The sequence below is a fragment of the Streptomyces sp. NPDC046303 genome, from assembly GCF_055588085.1.
Genome location: NZ_JBVJFA010000006.1, coordinates 1 through 18253, shown reverse-complemented (window position 1 = coordinate 18253; position 18253 = coordinate 1). Strand labels below are relative to the sequence as shown.

General features: G+C 71.3%; 20 protein-coding genes. 12 read left to right on the top strand and 8 right to left on the bottom strand.

What is annotated here, in order from left to right:
- Window positions 1-3 precede the first annotated feature (3 nt).
- Entirely contained in the window at window positions 4-480 is a 477-nt protein-coding gene (locus ACZ6I1_RS08100; protein ID WP_469284450.1) for a DinB family protein, read from the top strand.
- Between the two features lie 204 nt (window positions 481-684).
- Window positions 685-1848, top strand: a complete 1164-nt coding sequence (locus tag ACZ6I1_RS08095) for a PP2C family protein-serine/threonine phosphatase (RefSeq protein WP_469284448.1) — start codon at window positions 685-687, stop codon at window positions 1846-1848.
- Between the two features lie 53 nt (window positions 1849-1901).
- Here ACZ6I1_RS08095 and ACZ6I1_RS08090 read toward each other — a convergent pair whose 3' ends face one another.
- Complete coding sequence (locus ACZ6I1_RS08090) at window positions 1902-2645, bottom strand: class I SAM-dependent methyltransferase (protein ID WP_469284446.1); 744 nt, start codon at window positions 2643-2645, stop codon at window positions 1902-1904.
- A gap of 284 nt (window positions 2646-2929) precedes the next feature.
- On the opposite strand from ACZ6I1_RS08090, the gene ACZ6I1_RS08085 reads away from it, so the two are divergent.
- The 6 genes from ACZ6I1_RS08085 to abc-f all read left to right on the top strand — a co-directional run bounded on the left by ACZ6I1_RS08085 (window position 2930) and on the right by abc-f (window position 8395).
- Complete coding sequence (locus tag ACZ6I1_RS08085) at window positions 2930-3541, top strand: GOLPH3/VPS74 family protein (RefSeq protein ID WP_469284443.1); 612 nt, start codon at window positions 2930-2932, stop codon at window positions 3539-3541.
- Between the two features lie 169 nt (window positions 3542-3710).
- Window positions 3711-4421 (top strand): DUF4232 domain-containing protein, encoded by a 711-nt coding sequence (locus tag ACZ6I1_RS08080; RefSeq protein ID WP_469284441.1) that lies wholly within the window; start codon window positions 3711-3713, stop codon window positions 4419-4421.
- A 45-nt stretch (window positions 4422-4466) separates the two neighbouring features.
- The gene (locus tag ACZ6I1_RS08075; RefSeq protein ID WP_469284440.1) at window positions 4467-4901 is read left to right on the top strand and encodes a VOC family protein; all 435 of its coding nucleotides are present in this window, start codon (window positions 4467-4469) and stop codon (window positions 4899-4901) included.
- Window positions 4902-5016: 115 nt separating this feature from the next.
- Window positions 5017-5334, top strand: coding sequence for a VOC family protein (locus ACZ6I1_RS08070; protein WP_469284438.1), 318 nt, complete (start codon window positions 5017-5019; stop codon window positions 5332-5334).
- Window positions 5335-5436: 102 nt separating this feature from the next.
- Window positions 5437-6477, top strand: a complete 1041-nt coding sequence (locus ACZ6I1_RS08065) for a vWA domain-containing protein (protein ID WP_469284436.1) — start codon at window positions 5437-5439, stop codon at window positions 6475-6477.
- A gap of 238 nt (window positions 6478-6715) precedes the next feature.
- Window positions 6716-8395, top strand: coding sequence for a ribosomal protection-like ABC-F family protein (gene abc-f / locus ACZ6I1_RS08060; protein WP_469284434.1), 1680 nt, complete (start codon window positions 6716-6718; stop codon window positions 8393-8395).
- 15 nt (window positions 8396-8410) lie between these two features.
- Here abc-f and ACZ6I1_RS08055 read toward each other — a convergent pair whose 3' ends face one another.
- The gene (locus ACZ6I1_RS08055) at window positions 8411-8566 is read right to left on the bottom strand and encodes a hypothetical protein (RefSeq protein WP_469284432.1); all 156 of its coding nucleotides are present in this window, start codon (window positions 8564-8566) and stop codon (window positions 8411-8413) included.
- 93 nt (window positions 8567-8659) lie between these two features.
- Window positions 8660-9943 carry an NAD(P)/FAD-dependent oxidoreductase gene (locus ACZ6I1_RS08050; RefSeq protein WP_469284430.1) on the bottom strand — a complete coding sequence of 428 codons (1284 nt, stop codon included), beginning with the start codon at window positions 9941-9943 and terminating at the stop codon, window positions 8660-8662.
- Window positions 9944-10106: 163 nt separating this feature from the next.
- Here ACZ6I1_RS08050 and ACZ6I1_RS08045 point away from each other — a divergent pair, with 163 nt between their 5' ends.
- Window positions 10107-11009: an NAD-dependent protein deacetylase gene (locus ACZ6I1_RS08045; RefSeq protein ID WP_469284429.1), complete on the top strand. Its 903-nt coding sequence runs from the start codon at window positions 10107-10109 to the stop codon at window positions 11007-11009.
- Between the two features lie 71 nt (window positions 11010-11080).
- On the opposite strand, the gene ACZ6I1_RS08040 is transcribed toward ACZ6I1_RS08045, so the two are convergent.
- From ACZ6I1_RS08040 to ACZ6I1_RS08030, 3 genes are all read right to left on the bottom strand, one after another.
- Window positions 11081-11464 (bottom strand): hypothetical protein, encoded by a 384-nt coding sequence (locus ACZ6I1_RS08040; RefSeq protein ID WP_469284427.1) that lies wholly within the window; start codon window positions 11462-11464, stop codon window positions 11081-11083.
- 193 nt (window positions 11465-11657) lie between these two features.
- The gene (locus tag ACZ6I1_RS08035; protein ID WP_469284424.1) at window positions 11658-12383 is read right to left on the bottom strand and encodes a hypothetical protein; all 726 of its coding nucleotides are present in this window, start codon (window positions 12381-12383) and stop codon (window positions 11658-11660) included.
- A 261-nt stretch (window positions 12384-12644) separates the two neighbouring features.
- Window positions 12645-13262 (bottom strand): TIGR03086 family metal-binding protein, encoded by a 618-nt coding sequence (locus ACZ6I1_RS08030; protein WP_469284423.1) that lies wholly within the window; start codon window positions 13260-13262, stop codon window positions 12645-12647.
- 146 nt (window positions 13263-13408) lie between these two features.
- Between ACZ6I1_RS08030 and ACZ6I1_RS08025 the strand changes: the two genes are divergently transcribed.
- Both ACZ6I1_RS08025 and ACZ6I1_RS08020 read left to right on the top strand, forming a co-directional pair.
- Window positions 13409-13906 carry a DUF2975 domain-containing protein gene (locus ACZ6I1_RS08025; protein ID WP_469284421.1) on the top strand — a complete coding sequence of 166 codons (498 nt, stop codon included), beginning with the start codon at window positions 13409-13411 and terminating at the stop codon, window positions 13904-13906.
- Window positions 13906-14133 carry a helix-turn-helix domain-containing protein gene (locus tag ACZ6I1_RS08020; protein WP_469284419.1) on the top strand — a complete coding sequence of 76 codons (228 nt, stop codon included), beginning with the start codon at window positions 13906-13908 and terminating at the stop codon, window positions 14131-14133. Before ACZ6I1_RS08025 ends, ACZ6I1_RS08020 begins: the two co-directional genes overlap by 1 nt.
- A gap of 65 nt (window positions 14134-14198) precedes the next feature.
- Here ACZ6I1_RS08020 and ACZ6I1_RS08015 read toward each other — a convergent pair whose 3' ends face one another.
- Both ACZ6I1_RS08015 and ACZ6I1_RS08010 read right to left on the bottom strand, forming a co-directional pair.
- On the bottom strand, window positions 14199-15431 hold the full coding sequence (locus ACZ6I1_RS08015; protein WP_469284416.1) for an FUSC family protein: 1233 nt from the start codon (window positions 15429-15431) through the stop codon (window positions 14199-14201).
- A 163-nt stretch (window positions 15432-15594) separates the two neighbouring features.
- Window positions 15595-16629, bottom strand: coding sequence for a glycoside hydrolase family 26 protein (locus tag ACZ6I1_RS08010; protein ID WP_469284414.1), 1035 nt, complete (start codon window positions 16627-16629; stop codon window positions 15595-15597).
- Between the two features lie 399 nt (window positions 16630-17028).
- On the opposite strand from ACZ6I1_RS08010, the gene ACZ6I1_RS08005 reads away from it, so the two are divergent.
- The gene (locus tag ACZ6I1_RS08005) at window positions 17029-18150 is read left to right on the top strand and encodes a nucleotide disphospho-sugar-binding domain-containing protein (protein WP_469284412.1); all 1122 of its coding nucleotides are present in this window, start codon (window positions 17029-17031) and stop codon (window positions 18148-18150) included.
- Window positions 18151-18253: the final 103 nt, after the last annotated feature.

The window sequence follows — 18253 nt, the reverse complement described above, 5'->3', positions numbered from 1 at the left end:
TGCATGGACTCAGGCGGGCACGTGCCCTTCGATGAACGCAGCACACTGCTCGGCGCTCTTCGCCACCTCCGTCTCACGGTGGAAAGGAAGTGCGCGGGCCTGGACGCCGAACAGCTGGCCCGGCGCTCCCTGCCACCGTCCACGATGTCGCTGCTGGGCCTCATGCGGCACTTGGCAGAGGGTGAACGGCACTTCCGCCGGATGGCCGGCGAAGACGCCCCCGGGCTGTACCGCACCGTCGAAGACCGCGACGCCGACTGGAACGGCGCGACGCCCGACCCGGTGGTCGTCGAGGACGCCCGGCGCCAGTGGCGGGCCGAGGCGGAGCTCACCGACCGGTTCACAGCCGGCCTCGCCGACCTCGGTACCCCACTCGGCGGGGAGGTGCCGCTGCGCGAGATCCTGATGGCGCAGATCACGGAGTACGCCCGGCACTGCGGCCACGCCGACCTCCTCCGCGAGCGGATCGACGGCCGATGATCGGCCTCCACGCCCCGCCTCGACCCCCTCCGCGTACGAGGGGCCACTGTAAGTGAAACCAGCAGGTCACCTTCCCCGGGAAGCGGGCAACGGGTTCAGGCGGGCCGCACGAGCCTCTGCTCCGCGGGGCACGGCCCCGCGCAGGCATCGGGGTCAGCGGGTTCCTGGGAGGCCGCAATGGCTGCCGCGAGGCAGGCTGTTTTCATGGGCTCACATCCTTGCTCGCCCTCTCGGCCGGGATCGCCGCCGCGCACCGGACCGGGCGGTCACGGCCAGGTCCTGTTCACCGTGGCGCAGTGCGCACCCTTCGTGATCGCGCTGGGCGTGCTGGGCATCGAGCTCTCACCCGCTCATGATCTGGTCACCGGTCCCGTGCTCACCACGACGCCGGCCCTGGCCGCACTGACGATGGGCCCCATCGGCACGCTGTCCGCCGCAGCCCTCGCCGCGGGTGTGAACGCGACCTCCGCGACCTACAACCAGTCGTGGGGAACCCAGACCCAGCTGATCATCGGTAATTTCCTGGGGATCATCGTCGTGTCCGTGGCCAGTGTCATCCTGAGCAACGCGGTGCGCACGCGCAGGCAGAGCGAGCTCGACCAGGTCCGCCGGATCGCAGTGGCCGCGCAGGAGGTCGTCCTGCGGCCCGTCCCCGAGCTGCTGGGACCCGTACGGGCCGCCAGTCTGTGCCTCGCGGCCGGGACGGGGGCCCAGATAGGCGGCGATCTGTACGAGGCCGTCCAGACGCGCTACGGCGTCCGGCTGATCGTGGGGGACGTGCGGGGGAAAGGGCTGTCCGCCATACGTGCGGTCGCCGTGGCACTGGGAGCGTTCCGCGAGGCCGTTCACTACGAAGGCGAGCTGCAGGAGGTCATGAACCACTGCGCGGCCGCGCTGCGGCGAGAGGCGGCCGTACCGGGTACCTACTCCCAGGCGGAACTTCCCGAAGTCCTCCTGGAGGGGTTCACCACCGCGCTCATCGCCCAGGTGCCGGACGAACAGGTGGTGCAGCTGGTCAACCGCGGCCATCCCCCTCCGCTGATCCTCCACCGGGGCGCGGTCCAGGCCCTGGCGCCCACGTCCCCCCTGCCGCCGCTCGGTCTCGAAGACCTCGTCACCGGCCCTCCGCCCGAGCCCGACAGCTATCCGTTCCTGCCCGGGGACCGCTTGCTGCTCTACACGGACGGTGTCATCGAAGCCCGCAACCGTGACAACGACTTCTTTCCCCTGCCGGAGGCCATGGAGCACGTTCCCGTCGGCACCTCCCCGCAGGACATCCTGAACGAGCTCCACCAGGCCCTGATGCGCCACACCGACGGTCGGCTGGCCGATGACGTGGCGATGATCCTCATCGACCGGCTCGCATGAAACAGCCACGCGTCGACGGCGCCCACGCGCCGTCGACACGTCCGCCCGGGGCGTCAGGCGCGGCAGCGCAGCATTTCCAGCGGGGGGTTGGCGTACAGGTCGGCCCAGTGGTCCGCGCCGAACTCTCGTATGCCGGCCTCGGACACCTCCACCGGGACCCAGGTCAGCTCGCTGAACCCGGCCGCCTGCAGGCACTTCTCGTAGACGTCGCGGCGCGGGCGGTTGGCGATGAAGGAGACCGGCGGGTCGAGCAGTGCCGTGGTCCGGACCTGCGGTCCCGTCTCGACCTCATCGCCGGTGAGCTCGCTGCGGAAACCGTACTTCTCCGGGGACGGCCCGTCGAAGCGGAAGTCGGGCGACTGGTTGAGCAGGAACAGCTCGGCGCCGGGCTTCAGGTTCCGGTGGATGCGGCGGCACATCAGCTCGGTGGTGGCGATGTCCGGCGCGTAGTTGAGCAGCTGGACCGCCAGGCCCACGTCGAAGGGCTGCTCGAAGGTCCGCAGGTCGGACACGTCGCCCACCTCGTAGCGCACGCCCAGCGGATGCTGCTCCTCCAGCTTCTGCGCCACGGCGACCATCTCGCCGGAGATGTCGATGCCGAGGACGTCGGTGGCGCCGCGCCGCTTGAACTCCCGGCTGTAGAAGCCGGTGCCGGAGGCCAGGTCGAGGACCGACTTGCCGGTCACGTCCCCGACGAGGGCCAGGAAGCCGGGCACCACCGCGTACTGCTCCAGAGGCAGGGCCTTGAACCCCTCGTAAGCCTCACCGATCTCGTCGTACTGCTGCTGCGCACTCATCGTGGCGTCCTCCCCGTTGTGTTTCACCATGTCAACGGCCCCGGCTGCGCCCGCGATCAGGGCGTGCCGTGGCCTATGGCTGGCAGTCTCTCCCAACGTGGCAGACCGTCACTCTTGGCGGAAACAACAAAAATATGGACACCGTCCCGGCCTCCCGTACAGAGGGAAACTGCCGGGCGGAGCGCGCCGCTTGACAGGTCGTTGGGGCATCAGCCGCGACGATGGCGGTCGCGTTGATCGATACTTGGCCGACGACCTTCCGGCACGGTGGAAAGGACCCCTTGATGACCACACCGCGGGACTTGTTGATCATTGCCATGGACTTGGGGTCCGGTCGCCCTGCCGAACCGGGCGACCTGTCACTCGCGCTCGCCGGGGCCGAAGCGATCGACCTCCTCGCCGCCCGGGCCATCAGCCTGGACGTGGACCGGATCGTGCCGGGCCACCGGCCGACGCTGACCGATCACCTGCTGGACGAGGCAGCCGCGTCGCTCGTCCGGGAGGCGCCGTACGAGTCGGTCGACGACTGGCTGTGGCGCAGGGGCCGTAACCTGTCCGCCGTCTACGAGGCCGCCCTCGAGGCGGAAGGCGAGCTCGTCCGGGAACGCCGACGGGGGATCTCTTTCCGGGCCGGTCAGCTCGAGGTGGCCGATTCGCCGGCCCGCCGCCGGGCCGCGGACCGCTGGGCATCGGACGAACCCGCCCTCGTCAACCTTGCGGAGGCCGTGAAGGTCAGCGGCGGGCGGACTGGAGAGACTCCGGAGGTGGCCGACGACGCCGTCGCGACCGTGCTGGCCGCCGTCAACGACGCGTTGGTGGAGCTGGCGGCCGTACGGCAGCGCCGCGCCATCGAAAACGCGGCCTTCGACAACATCTGGCGAGGTGGCGCCGGATGACGAGGGAGCGCCGGTAGCCGTTCCCGACAGCCCCGTGGGGCCCGCGCGACGGAACCGTCACCGCCGCATACGAGAGCTGTAACGGTCCTCGCGGGGGCGTGAATGCGGAGACAGGGCGGGCATCCTGTCCAGACCGATCCCAGCACGTCTGCAGCCACGGGGGCTCGTGATGCGCACTTTCCGCCAGACCACCCACGCCCGGACGCTCGGCTCCCTCGGCCTCGCCGCCGCCGCGCTCCTCGCCGCCACGGCCTGCGGGCCGGGCCACGACAAGGCGGGCGCCACCCCGCCGCCGAACTCCTCCCCCTCTCCTTCGGCGTCGCCTTCCACCCCGTCGGCCTCCGCGCCGTCCTCCGCCAAGCCCGCCGCTTCCGCTTCCTCTTCCCCTTCCGAACCGGGTCGTCCGGGCGAGGCCGAGGGCGACTCCAAGGGCATCGACGGCAACTGTCCCGACGAGTACACCGACGTCACGGTGGAATGGGCGGTGCCGCCCACGAAGGACGACTCGAAACTCCTGCTGACCGTCACCAACACGGGCACGAAGCCGTGCACGCTGCGGTCCTACCCCGTACTCCGGCTGGAGGACGGCCACGGCCGGCTCGTGGGAGTCTTCGCGGACTCCAAGCCGCAGAAAGAGGTGACCCTCGCCCCCGGCAAGGAGGCGTACGCGGGTCTGCTCCTGCGCCAGAGCAACAAGGACGCCGGCACCCTCGTGAAGAACATGGCACTGGCACCCCACGGACAGAGCCCCCGCGACAACACGGGCGAAGGCGTGCTGCTGAGGATGCCGGAGGGCGGCGTGTACGTGGACGACAAGGCCCGCGCGACGTACTGGAACAGCAGCTCGGAGGCGGCCGTGTCACCGCTGTTCGCCCACTGACGGCCGCCTGACGGCTCCTGACGGCGCCCCTGTTATGGTGCGCCGATGTCATCGATCAAACAGTTCCAGGTCACCTTCGACTGCGCAGAGCCCGAGCGCCTCGCGCGTTTCTGGTGCGAGGTGTTGGGGTACGTCGTCTCACCGGTGCCGCAGGGGTTCGACACGTGGGACGACTACCACCGCTCGCTGCCGCCCGAGCACGAAGTGCAGTGGTTCTCCTGCGTCGATCCTTCGGGGGTGGGCGCGCGCCTGCTCTTCCAGCGCGTTCCCGAAGGCAAGGTCGTCAAGAACCGGGTGCATCTCTGCGTGCGGGCCGGCACCGGGCTGGTGGGTGACGAGCGCCTCGCCACGCTCCGGGCCGAGTGCGATCGACTCGTCGCGCTCGGCGCGGTGCACGTGCGAACGCTGCTCGCCGATGGCACCAACGAGTCGTGCATCGTGATGCAGGACATCGAGGGCAACGAGTTCTGTCTCGACTGAGCATCCTCGGTGGGGGCTCGACACCTGTGGAGGTCTGGAGCGCATGGTTTCGGTAGTGCAGAACGTGGCGATCGACTGTATGGATGCCTACGAACTCGCCAGGTTCTGAAGCGGTGTGACGGGCCGTCCGATGCAGCCGGAGGTCAGACCGGGTGACCGGGAGACGCAGGTGCTGCTGGCGGAGGGCCCGGTGCTGTACTTCAACCAGGTGCCGGAGGCGAAGACGATCAAGAATCGGATCCACCTGTGTCTGCGCCCCGAGACCACGCGCGATCAGGAGGTGGACCGGCTGCTGGGTCTCGGCGCCGCGTTCGTCGCCGATCGCCGGAATCCCGATGGTTCGGGCTGGGTGGTCCTCGCTGATCCCGAAGGCAACGAATTCTGCGTTCTGCGCAGCGAGTCGGAAAGAGCCGCCATGGATACCGTTTCCTGACGCTGACGCGCCCCTCCCCGCCCGCACGTCCTCACCCAGACCGATTGTCAGTGGTGGGTGAGACGGTAGGAGCATCAAGTCGGAACGAGGGGGAGCGGCCATATGTCCGGAAACCAGAACTACATCAATCACGTTGCCCTTGTGTTGGATGCCAGTTCCTCCATGTCGCATCTGAGCGGCAAGGTCGTCGAAGTCGCCGACCAGCAGATCGCCTACCTCGCCCGCCGGTCGAGGGAACTGGACCAGGAAACCCGCGTCACGGTGTACGTCTTCGCCGACAAGGTGGAGTGCGTCATCTACGACAAGGACGTACTGCGGATGCCTTCGCTGAAGCAGCTGTACCGGGTCGGCGGAATGACGGCTCTGCTGGCGGCCTCACTGAAGTCGCAGCGGGAACTGGCACAGACCGCTCAACTGTACGGCGACCACAGCTTCCTGACGTTCGTGCTGACCGACGGGCAGGAGAACGCCAGTCATCGCTGCCCGGACGCCCCTGCCAGGGATCCGCGTGAACTGGTGAAGGCCGTGGCCGAGATGATCGCGACGCAGCAGGACAACTGGACGCTGGCCGTCCTCGTGCCGGACCAGATGGGCAAGCGCGAGGCCATGCAGTGCGGCTTCCCGAAGGAGAACATCGCCGTCTGGGACGCCACGAGCACTCAGGGGCTGGAGGAGGCCGGGCAGGTCATCCAGCAGGCCACCGAAAAGTTCATGGTGGGCCGCGCCCAAGGCATCCGGGGATCGCGGGCGGTGTTCTCCACCGGCGCGGAGGCGGTCAACAAGGACACCATCAGGGCCGCCGGTCTCACTCCGGCGAATCCGTCCGACTACCAGTTGATCCCGGTGGCCCGTGACGCGGCGATCCGGGACTGGGTCGTCGAATCCGGACACACCTACCGCACCGGTGGCGCGTTCTACCAGCTGAGCAAGCCGGAGAAGATCCAGGCGCGGAAGCAGATCGCGGTACTGGAGAAGAAGACGGACCGGGTGTACACGGGCCCGGAGGCGCGAGCGCTGCTCGGCCTGCCGAACACGGAAGCACGCGTCAAGCCTGACCACAACGACGAGTTCACGATCTTCGTACAGAGCACGAGCGTGAACCGGAAGCTCGTACCGAACACGCGGCTGCTGCTGATGGTGTGACGGCGGGCCGGAGCGACCGCTGCGGGGCAGCTCCGTGCGACGGCACGGCGCACGGGGGGGCGGAGGGGATCCCTCCCCGGAAAACAGCGAGACGAGACGGTCCGGCCCGCATTACGCTGGTTCCATGTGCGTGCACTACTTCTTCCTCTGATCCGTCGCACGATCCGGTCAAACCGTCGTGCGACCGGTTCGTGCTGCCCCTCGCCAGGAAGCAGGTTCACGCCCCCAGAGGATTCCCATGCACCCCACCCGGCCCACCACGAGCGCTGTCCCCTCCACCGCGCCCGTCTCCCAGCTCGCCCTCAGCGACGTCTCGAAGGCGTACGGCGACCGCGTCGTGCTCGACCAGGTCTCCTTCACCCTGCGCCCCGGTGAGAGGGCCGCCGTCATCGGAGAGAACGGCTCCGGCAAGTCGACCCTCATGCGGCTGATCGCCGGGGCCGAGGCACCCGACCACGGCCAGATCGTCCGCAGCTTCCCCGGTGGCGTCGGCCACCTCGCGCAGACCCTCGACCTCGGGCCGGAGCACACGGTGCGCGACGCCGCCGACGCCGCCCTGCACGAGCTGCGGACGCTGGAGCGCCGCATCCGGACCGCCGAGGCCGCACTCGCCGACGCCGGGCCCGCCGCACTCGCCGCGTACGGAGATCTGGTCACCGCATACGAGGCCCGCGACGGCTACACGGCCGACGCCCGCACCGACACGGCCCTGCACGCCCTCGGTATCGGGCACATCGGCCGCGAACGGACCCTCGGGTCGCTCTCGGGCGGCGAGCAGTCCCGGCTCGCCCTCGCCTGCGTGCTCGGAGCGGCCCCGGAACTGCTGCTGCTGGACGAGCCGACCAACCACCTCGACGAACCGGCCGTGGCGTGGCTGGCGGAGCGGCTCCGCGCACACCGCGGCACGTTGGTCGTCATCACGCACGACCGCGCGTTCCTGGACGCCGTGGCGACGACCGTACTGGAGGTGGACCGCGACCTGCGGACCGTCACCCGGTACGGGGACGGCTGGGCGGGCTACCGGACCGCCCGCGCCGCGGCCCGCCGGGCCCGGGAGCAGCGTCACCAGGAGTACCTCGGGGAACTCGCGCGGACGCGGAGTCTCGTCGAGGCCGCCGGGCACCGGCTGGCCGCCTCCGGCAAGGACCCCAAGCAGGGCTTCGGCAAACACCGCCGTTCGCACGAGGCCAAGCTGTCCGGGCAGGTCAGGGCAGCCCGGCGGCATCTGGACCACCTGCTGCGCGAACCGGTGGCGGCGCCGCCCGCGCCCCTGCGGTTCACCGCGCGGATCGACGAGGACGGCGGAAGCCTGCCGGAGGACACGCCCTTCGTGGCGGAACTGGCCGGGGTCCGGGTCGGCGGACGTCTGGCCGTACCGGAGCTGTCGATCGGCCCGGGTGCCCGATTGCTGGTGTCGGGCCCGAACGGGGCCGGCAAGTCCACGCTGCTTCGGCTGCTCGCCGGTGAACTCGCCCCCGACCGGGGCACGGTGCGGTGCGGGACGTCCGTCGGCTACCTCCCGCAGGAGGTCGCCTTCGATCCGGGACGGCAGCCGCTGCTCCACGGCTTCGCGGCCGGACGTCCGGGCGACCCGGAGGAGTACGCCGAGGAGTTCCTCGGCCTCGGGCTCTTTCGCGCCGAGGACCTGCACGTGCCCGTGGCCGCGCTCTCGGTCGGCCAGCGCCGCCGACTGGAACTGGCCCGGCTCGTGACGCGCCCCGCCGGACTGCTCGTACTCGACGAGCCGACCAACCACCTGTCCCCGGCGCTGGTCGAGGAGCTCGAGGAGGCCCTGGCCGCCTTCCGCGGCGCGGTGGTCGCGGTCTCCCACGACCGCCGCTTCCGCTCCGCCTTCACCGGCCCCGGACTGGAGCTCTGCGCGGGCACCCCCGTAGCGGGCTCCGTACGACATGTCTGAGGTCTGTCCGGCGCATCACGAGCGAAGCTCGGAGGCCGGCTGATGCCGGCCTTCCTTCTCCCGATGCTCGGAATCGGCATCGGCGCCGTCACCGTCCTCGTCACCGCCTTCCGCCGCAGAAGCCATCGCAAGCGGTTGCTCGCCGAACGCCAGGGCTCCGCTGGTGGCCACCCCGCACACCCCGGCCCTGGCTCCGGTGCCGGCCGACAGTGAATGCCGCCTTGCTCCGAAGACCGGCCGTCGGCTGGAGGGCGGGTCGGGCGGTCACGGCCCTGTGGGTGGCAGGGGCTCGGGTGGCACCGCTGCGCCGCGATGCTTGATGGTGACGGCCAAAGCCTTGGCCAGCGCCACGGGGTTCAAGAAGTGCAGCGGACCGATCAGGCGGGACGCGAACAGGTGCATGTGGCGCGCCAGCGCCGCATCGCGCGCGGCCGCCGAGAACATCAGCCGCTCGACGGGATTGAACGGGCGGGCCTTGGCAAAGTCGGCGGCCAGGTACTGGTGGCCGCGCAACCGGCGCCGGTGCCTGCGGGCGTACACCGCGAGCGAGCCGTCGAGGTCGCCCCGGCCGGTCGCGGCCGAGGCGACCGCCTCCGCCAGCCACTGCGCGGACTGCAGAGCCCACCCGCAGCCCACTCCCCACAGCGGATCGCCGGTCAGGGCGGCGTCGCCGATGAGTGCGATGCCCGGTGCGGTCGGCTTGCGGCTGTGCAGCGGGTAGTTGACCGTGCCGATGATCTTCGTGACGCGCTCGGCGGAGTCGATGGGCGGGGCCTCGGGCAGGGCGCGGACGAATGCGGAGAAGCTGCCCTCCAGGTCTTCCCGGAAGGCCGGCAGCCGCTTCTTCTCCGGGAGCACCGCGATGACCGTCACCCCGTCGTCATTGGGGAACGCGTACGCCATGTCGGGCTCCAGGAACCAGGCCTGGGCGATCCCGCCGTGCAGCGGAAGATCGCGGAAGTGCGCGAGATAGCCGAACCGCTCGTTCTCGTACTGCCGAACAGGCACCCCGGCGAACTGCGCCACCGCCGAGTCCTTGCCATCGGCGCCGACCACCAGGCGGGCCCGGATCTCGCGCTCGCCCTGCGGTGTCGACACGCGCACACCCGACGTTCGCCCGGGTGCGCCGACCAGGCCGGTGACGCGGTGGCCGAGGAGCAGATCGACACCAGGGGTTTGCGCCGCACGGGACCTGATCAACGGGTCGAGGGTGCTGCGCCGGACGTTGTACGCGTACGGCAGCTCGGGACCCTGCGGCGCGGCCCGCGGCTCGATCCATCCCCAGCGGGTGTACCAGCGGGCCTGGTTGCGGACGGCTCCCGCCTTCTCGAGGGCGGGGACGAGACCGAGTTCGTCCAGGACGGGGTAGGCGCAGGCCGTGAGGGAGTGGGTGCACAGCACTTTGTACGCTTCGGGGTCCGAGCGGCGTTCCAGCAGTGCGACGCGGACACCGCGTCGAGCCAGCAAGATCGCCGCGGCGCTGCCGGCGAGTCCGGCTCCGCTGATGACGACGTCGTACGCGTAGGCCGCGCTCTCGGGCTCGGTCATGCGCTGAGCTCCCTTCGGGGTGTGGTGCCGTTCGTGGGAGTGGTGCAGTCCAGTGCTGTCAGGTACATGATCGGTTTGTCAAGGGTTGGGATCGGGTTGCGGATCGGGGGCTCTGCGGGGCCGGTGCCGTGCCGGCGCGGTGCCTGTTCCGTACGCTGGCGGCATGCGCATGCGCCCCACTCTGAGCTGGACCCCTACCACCGAGGACCTGCGGCCCGGCACCACGGACCTCGAGCCGGTCGCCGATGCGCTGAGGGCCGGCGGTGTGCTGGTGCTCAGCGGGGCGGGCATCTCCACCGAGTCGGGCATCCCCGACTACCGGGGTCAGGGCGGGAGCCTGAGCCGGCACACCCCGATGACCTACCAGGAATTCACCGCCAGCGCGCGGGCCCGGCGCCGGTACTGGGCGCGCAGCCACCTCGGCTGGCGCACGTTCGGCCGCGCCCGGCCCAACGCCGGGCACCGCGCCGTGGCCGCGTTCGGGCGGCACGGTGTGCTCGCCGGTGTGATCACTCAGAACGTCGACGGCCTGCATCAGGCCGCCGGCAGCGAGGGCGTCGTGGAACTCCACGGGAGCCTGGACCGGGTGGTGTGCCTCTCCTGCGGCGCCTTCGGCTCGCGCAGGGAGCTCGCCCGGCGGCTGGAGGAAGCCAATGCCGGTTTCGCGCCGGTGGCCGCCGGCCTGAACCCGGACGGTGACGCCGACCTCACCGACGAGCAGGTCGGTGACTTCCGCGTGGTCCCCTGCTCGGAATGCGGCGGCATCCTCAAACCGGACGTGGTGTTCTTCGGCGAAGCCGTACCCCCGCGGCGGGTCGAGCACTGCCGCACGCTGGTCAACGAGGCGACCACACTGCTGGTCCTCGGGTCCTCACTGACGGTGATGTCCGGGCTCCGGTTCGTCCGCCAGGCGGCCCGGGCAGCCACGCCCGTGCTGATCGTCAACCGGGACCCGACCCGCGGCGACCGGCACGCCGTGACCCGGGTCGCGCTCCCCCTCGGGACCGCCCTCACCACCCTGGCCGCCCGCCTGGACATCCCCGTCGACGACCGGACGGGAGCCTGAGCCGGGTCGGGACGCCATGAGGGACCGCCGCTCACCGCGCCGGGCCACGAGCGGCTTCCCGGCGTTCCCCGTCAGCCGGCGCCCGGCCCCTCGAGGGTGTTCCACGCCAGGTACTGCCTGCGCCGCTGCTCCAGAACGTCATCCACCGCGCTGCGCACCCGGCTCTCTCCCCTCGCGCGGGCCGCCTCCCGCCGCGCCTCTTCACGGTGCTGCTCGTCGCCGTCCTGCCGCGCCACGGACGCTGCCGCCTTGCGCCACTCGTCCACCGACCACCACAGCTCCGCGCAGGCCGCGGCCTCCTCCGTGCGGATTCCCAGGGCCCACCAGATCTCTGCCGCGTACGCCTTGACATGCACGGATTCCCGGAGCTGCCGCAGCAGGCCGAGGACGGTCCCGACCGAGGCACGTGGCGCGCCGTCGACCTGTCCCCCGCTCGGCCCCCGTGCATGCCGCATCGCATCGACCGCCGCTGCGACGGCGTCCGGTGACGCAGGAAGCGCCAACGACTCCACGGCCGCCAGGACCTCCTCCTCACTCGGAGCGTACGTCCCCCGATCCTGCCCGCTCGTACCCACCACGGTCCCCCTCGTCGTTCCCGAGCTCCGGCATCCCGTGCAACGGTACGAACTCACGCCCTCGCGGGGGAAGTCAGGCCGCGGCGTTCCAGGCGGTCGTCAGCCCGTCCAGCCACGCGGGCGGCAGCTCCGCCACGTCCCACTCCTCGCGCAGCTCGTGCGGCGCGGCGAGGAGCCGCTCCAGCACGGCGATGCTGGTGGCGGAGTGCAGGAGCGAGTAGCGGCCGTGCATCGTGATGGTGCTGTCCGGCCCGTACGCCGCGAACAGCCGCTCGAGACGGGCCCGGTGGGCCGTGGTGAACTCCGTCAGCCGCCCGGCGTACCGGGCGCGCTGCCGGGGGCCCATCGTGCCGAGGACGGCGACGAGCACCTCTTCGGTCACTTCCGGATCCAGCTTCGAGCCCGCGGTGAACGACAGGTACAGCGGTGTGACGGCCACCCGTGCCCGCTCCACCTCCATACGCCCGGCCCGAGGACGCTCCCCGGCGGGGCCCAGCCCCTCCGTCCCCACGACCCGCACCAAGGTCCGCTCGACGACGGCCCCCAGCTCCTCCAGCAGGCTGCCGGCGCCGTCGAGCCAACCCGACTCGTACGCCTCGCCCTTGTCGCCCGGCGCGCTCCGGGCGCCGCTCAGCTCCTCGTGCGCGAGAGCCAGCGCACCCGCCTCCAGGAGCCCGATCAACTGCCCCGCATCACCGGAAGGGACCCCCGCCCGCGCGAGGAGCTGCAACAGCGTCACCCTCGCGTTGTCGACACTGACCTCGTCCGGCCACTGCCTTCCCTCATCGGCCGTGCTCATCGATCCTCCTCATCGCTCGGGTGGTGCGGATGCGACGCATCGCTCCCTCGACGGTCCAACGCCCGACGGCCGGGCGGTGCTCCCCGGCGGCGCCGCGGGGGCGGTCGGCACCGGTACCGCCCCCGACGTTCTCGCGCGCTGCCCACAGGCATCCAATCAGCCCGATCACGGAACGGCCGCCGACCCCCCAACCCGGTTGCGCCGCGGCTCTGGGGGGACTCGCTCACGAGGAGGAGGAATGCGGGACTTCTGGACCGCTCTCTACCGGGCGGCCGACGAGGCTCCGGCTGTCTGCGGCGTCCAGCCCGGATCGCGCCCGCTCAGCCCCACGGCCCGGTCCAGCAGCGGGGCGTCGTCGGGGACGGGCACGACCGCTCCGAAGATCTCCGCTCGGCCCTCGTCCTCGACGGACGCCAGCAGGAACGCGTGCGAGGCGCGCAAAGCGGCCTGATCGGGTGCGTACTCCTGGCCGGTGGCCCGGGCCAGGTCCCAGCCGTGGATCACGAGCTCGTCGACGGCCACCTCGCCCGCGATGTGGCCGGGCAGGTCCACTCCGCCCGCGCGGGTCATGCCGGTCCAGGCGGCCGGATCGCGCCAGGCCTCGGCCAGTTCGCCGAGGACCCGGGGCAGTTCCTCGCGCCAGTCGGCAGGCAGGGAAGGCGCGGCTGCGTCGGGGGCGGTGTCCGTCGTGGCGCCCAGGTCCTTGCGGGCCGCATCACGGAAGGCGACGGCGAGGCCTGCGATGTGGCCCAGCAGGTCGCCGACCGTGTAATCGGGGCAGGGCGTCGGGCCGGCGAGGCGGGCGTCCGGGACGCCGGCCGCGAGACGGGAGACGATCCGGGCCTGCGGCCCGAGGTCGAGAAGGGTCGTATCGGTCATCTGCCGCTCCTCCGGAACGATGGCTGTGAAGGGTAGACCGACGGCGGAGTCCAGATTCATCGACACACGGGTCCTGCCGCGCCGACCCTTGCCGCAGATATCGATTATCGATAGGTTCTCATCGTGAAACGATCGATGGAGGGGCAATGGGAAAGCTGATGGTGCTCGCGCTGCGTGCCGTGCTCGTGGCGCTGCTGGCCGGCTCGGTGTTCGTGCAGGCAGTGATGGTGCCGCTGTTGGCCGCGGATCTGGGCGATCTCGACGGGGACCTCGCGCACCTGCGCACCCCGATCCTCGTGATCGTCCTCCTGGGCGTCCTGACGGTGCAGGTGGTCCTGGTCTGCGTGTGGCGGCTCGTGACGATGGTGCGACGCGGAACGGTGTTCTCCCACGCCGCCTTCCGGTACGTGCACCTCGTCATCGGCGCGCTCGTGGCGGCCGCCCTCGTGGTGTTCTCGCTCGGGGTCGTCCTGGCGCCGGGCGAGGCCGTGCCCCCGGGCGTGGTCCTCCTCATCGGCGGGGCCGGCTTGGCGGTCCTGGGGGTCGCGCTCATCGTGCTCGTCCTGCGGATGCTGCTGGCCCAGGCCGTCGCGCGCGACGTCGAGGCGGCGCGGATGCAAGCCGAGCTCGACGAGGTGATCTGATGCCGATCGTCGTCGACATCGACGTGATGCTGGCGCGGCGGAAGATGTCCGTGGGGGAACTCGCGGAGCGCGTCGGGATCACGCCCGCCAATCTGGCCGTACTCAAGAACGGCCGGGCCAAAGCGGTACGGTTCACGACCCTGGCCTCGCTCTGCGAGGTACTCGAGTGCCAGCCGGGGGACCTGCTGCGCTGGGAGGCCGGGACCGGGGGCGCCGAGGAAGGGTGACCTCGGCGTCGCCGCGCCGGCCGGGACCGGACCACGCGCGCAGTGCGCACGCCGGCTCCCCCTGCTCACCCCTGCTTGCTCCCGCTTGCTCCGGCTGACTCCGGCGGCACGCCCCGGCCGGATCGGCGGCGCAGGCGTCCGCGCAGGCGACCCGTGCGCCGGCTGCGGGTGTGGTGGTCCAGTTCCTCCAGCAGGCGCTGCGAACGTTTGTCCACGCCCAGTTCGTCGAGGACCCGGTCGATCTCCGCGAGCAGTGCGCCGCGCAGCTGCCACTGGGCCGGGTCCTGGCCGACGTCGGCGAGCAGCAGTTCGGCGAGCCGGTCGCGGTGCCCCCTGGCCACGGCCAGCTCCCCCGTCAGACGGGCCTCGGCCTCTTCCGCGTTGGCGCTGACCTGTGCGGTGATCAGCTGGGCGAAGCTCTCCACGGCGAAGGCCGTGTGCACGAGCACCTGCCGTAGCGCGATCGTGGTCTCCGTCCCGAAGAGCGGACCGTCGGGGCGCGCCTTGGCCAGGTCCGTCAGCGTCCGGCAGGCCACGCGGAGCACCACCGCGCAGATCTCCAGGGTGTCCAGGCCCGTCCGGAGCACCAGCCGGAAGAGCAGACCCTCCTTGACCCGCGGATTGAGGCGGAGACTGTCCTCGGCCTGCCGCAAGGACGCGTCGACCTGCGCGATGTCGTTGTCGAGCCGGCGTGCCTCGTGCAGCCGGGCCGCGGCCTGCTCCACCCGGACGGTCGCGAGGGATTCCTCGCCGAGGTGGTTCAGGAGCCGGCTCATGCGCGTGGCGAGGTCGGTGATGGCGGCGCCTGCCGGGCCGACCCATACGGGCGGCGCGACGAGCAGGTTGACCAGGAGCCCGACCGCAGCGCCGATGAGCGTCTCCAGGACCCGGTCCCAGGCGGTGTCCGCGACCTGGGTGACCCCGAGGACGAGCATCGCGCTGATCGCGACCTCGGGGACGAACTCGTCGACGCGGACCAGGTGGCCCACCACCAGGGAGGCCAGGATGAGCAGGCCCAGGCTCCACCAGGTCAGACCCACCAGCGCGCTGAAGGCGATCGCGATCAGGACGCCGACGACCACGGAGTTCACCCGCCGGATGCTGGTGGTCAGCGTGGAGTAGAGGGTGACCTGGACGACGAGGAGGGCGGTCAGCGGGGCGGTCAGCGGGTTCGGCTCGCTGCTGAGGCGGAGCGCGACGACGTAACTGAGGACGGCCGCCGCGGTGGACCGCAGCGCTTGGACCGCGACGGGATCGCGACGGCGGCGGGCGATGCGGGCGGCGAGGCCACTGATCATTTCCGGCATACCTGCGCGCATTCCCCCGGCGGAGCCGGGTGACGCGGTGCGGGCGGTTTTCTACCCCTCGGCGGCGGCGAAGCACACGCACGAGCACACCCGGGCGCGCGGGAGGACCGGAAGAGGCGCACCGGGGGAGGTGGCCCGGGCGGCTCCCCGCCCATCAGTGCGGCCTCGTGGTCCGCACGGACGGAGCGGGAAGGCCGCGACCCTGTTTCGTGGACAGGAACTCCCGGAACACCCGCGCGGAGCGCGGATTCTTGCTGCACTGCCACACGCCGTGCGGGCAGTAGTCGGTGATGCTGTGGTAGAGCGGTTCGTGCTCGGCGATCCATGCCAGCATCCGTCGCATGTACTCGGAGTTGTCGCCGTTGCGGAACAGCCCCCACTCGGGGTAGGAGATCCGCTTGCCGTGCGCTGCGGCGAAGTCGACCTGCTGCTGGAGTCCGTACGGCTGGTTGACCTGCTCGTCGAAGGTGCGGCCGGGCTCCTGGTCGTAGGAGTCCATGCCGACGATGTCGACCACGTCGTCCCCGGGGTAGCACTCGGTCCAGGCGATGGCGTCACTGCCGCGGTTGGGGGCGAAGTCGAACCGGAACTGCTGCCCCTCCACCGAGCGCATGGCGTCCACGATGCGCCGCCAGTACCTCTTCCAGTTCTCGGGGTCGGGCCGGCACCGGTGGGTGTAGTTGAAGCCGTTCATCTCCCAGCCGAGCACGAGCACCGTGTCCGGCACCCCGAGGTCGACCAGCCGCTCGGCCAGCCGCTGGAAGTGGTGGTCGTACTCGCCCTCCGCGCCGGACCGGATCAGTTCGGCGACCCGGCCGTCGGGAACGCCGGCCTCGTTGCCGGCCAGCATGGGCACGTTCAGGACGAACAGCCGATCGGCCCTCGCCCTGCGCCACTCGGCCCAGCTGCGCAGGGAATCGGGTGCACCCTCGATGTTCGCCCAGGTGTCGCCGGGCAGGTAGGTGTGCCCGGCGCGCAGTTCGGTACCGCCGAGCCAGCGCGAGAGCGCCTGCATCCTCTCGACGCCGGGCGAGCCGTAGTGGAGGTAGGCGCCCACGGCGACCTCGGACCCGGCGTCCCTGCCGGGAGCCTCGTGCGGCGGCAGGGCGAGGGTGCCCCCGGTGGCGAACAGGCCGGCTGCGACCGTGCCCATGCAGGCACCCGCCAGCCGGCGGCCTCGATGGGACATGACGTCTCCACACGCTTCGGGAACCGATGTGTCTGCCAGCGACGTTAGGCATCTCATCCGACTCACGGCCTGCCCGGTGCCCCGATGCTGGGCCATTCGCGGGAGACGGCCCGCTTTCGCTTGGACCGGTCAGGTGAAAACCGCCACCCTCATCCGCATGTCGGCGGCCGATCCGCCGACCGGTCTGCCGGCCTGCCGAGTCGGCCGCAACGCGACGCGACCACCCGGCCGCCGCCCCGACCCGCGCGCCCGGAACGGCTCGGACCGGCCACCCCAGAATGTCCGATTATCGATCCCCTCCGGGGGAACACACCATGCCTTCCCGTCAGTTCACCGAAGGAACCGGGGCGAGCCCGCACGACTCGTCCTCGACCGTCAGAACAACGGCAAGGAGAAACCGTGCGCATTCTCTTCACCGGACCGGCAGCGGCCGGCCACCTCTTCCCGATGATCCCGACCGCGCAGGCCCTGCGCGCCTCCGGCCACGAGGTGCTGTTCGCCGGCTCCCAGCCGCTGAACGCGCTCCGGCAGGCCGGTTTTCCGATCGTCGAGATAGGCGACGGCCGCACCATCCGGGAGGCGTTCGAGCAGTCCACCGGCGAGGAGGCCCGGTACGTCACGCCCGACATGACCACGGACGAGATCCTCGACAGGGCGGCGCACGGCTTCGCGTTCGTCTCCCGCGCCACCGTGGACGGTCTGCTGGAGGCCGCCGACAGCTGGCGCGCCGATCTGCTGGTCTACGACTCGTTCCAGGCCTCCGCCCCGCTGGTCGCGGCCAAGCTCAAGATCCCGTCGGTCATCCAGAACTTCGGCGTCACGTCCGGCCTGGACATGGTCGGCCGGCTCGCCGCCAACTTCACCGAGGTGTACGAGAAGTACAACGTGGCCGGCCCCGCCGAGCCCACCGCGCTGAACATCGTCCCCGCCTCACTCGGCGGCGACCCGGGCGGCCTGCGGATGCGCTACCTCCCCTACAACGGAGGCGGCATCGTCCCCGCCGAGCTGCTCCGCCGCGGCACCCGCCCGCGCGTCGTCATCACGCTGGGCACCGTACTCACCGAGATGGACGGGGTGCGCGCCATCGTCCGCCTGATCGAGGCCGCCTCGTCGGTGGACGCCGAGTTCCTGCTCGCCGTCGGCGACGCCGACCTCACCGCGCTCGGCACGCTTCCCGACAACGTCCGCCCGCTGCCCTGGGTGCCGCTCGCCGAGCTGCTGACCGCCTCCGACGCACTGATCCACCACGGCGGCTCCGGTACCCTGCTGACCGCCCTGCAGGCCGGCCTGCCCCAGCTCCTGCTCCCCCAGGGCGCCGACCACTTCACCAACTCCGACGCCCTCACCAACACAGGCGCCGCTTTGACCTCCGCCTCCGACGCCGTGGATGCCGCGCTCCTCACCCGCCTCATCACCGACCCGGCCCTCCGCGAGGCCGCCGTCCGCCTTCGGGCGGAGAACGACGCCCTGCCGACCCCGGCCGAAACCGTCCCCGCCCTGGAAGCTCTGGCCTCCGCCTAGCCGGTGGAGTGGGGGGGGGGGGGGGGGGGGGGGGGGGGGGGGGGGGGGGGGGGGGGGGGGGGGGAAGGCACCCAACACCCACCGAACCACAAAACACAACCAC